Below are 487 nucleotides of genomic sequence, written 5' to 3'. Positions count from 1 at the left end.
GAACATGTCGATCTCTTGCTGGCCAGAGATCAAGGCATACAATTAACCAATGTGTATGGGCCGACTGAAAATACAACCTTCTCCACGTATTATCCGATCGATCAGCAAGCGCGAGAAGCCAAAACGCCGATCGGCAAACCGATTTCGAACACATACGCATATATCATGAATGAGAGTGGACTTTGCGGTATCGGTATGCCCGGGGAGTTGTACGTAGGCGGAGCCGGGGTAAGCCGGGGATATCTGAATCAGCCAGAACGGACAGCCACGAGTTTTATAGCCAATCCGTATCGTCCAGGAGAGCAGATGTATCGGACGGGAGATCTGGCCAGATGGAGATCGGACGGGAATATAGAGTATTTGGGCCGCATGGATCAGCAGGTGAAGCTGAGAGGATTCCGAATAGAACTTGGAGAGATCGAAAGCCGGTTACTGGAGCAAGCCGGTATAGTAGAAGCAACAGTACAGCTGAGAAAAGATGCAGATG

1 protein-coding gene is annotated in these 487 nt (G+C 50.3%); it reads left to right on the top strand.

Going from position 1 to position 487, the window contains the following annotated elements:
• A partial coding sequence (locus OM416_RS31715) for an AMP-binding protein (RefSeq protein WP_264936351.1) occupies positions 1-487 on the top strand: 487 nt, incomplete at both ends.

Source organism: Paenibacillus sp. LS1 (assembly GCF_026013365.1).
In the GTDB taxonomy this organism is placed as follows: domain Bacteria; phylum Bacillota; class Bacilli; order Paenibacillales; family Paenibacillaceae; genus Paenibacillus.
This window is presented reverse-complemented; position numbering and strand designations above follow the sequence as displayed.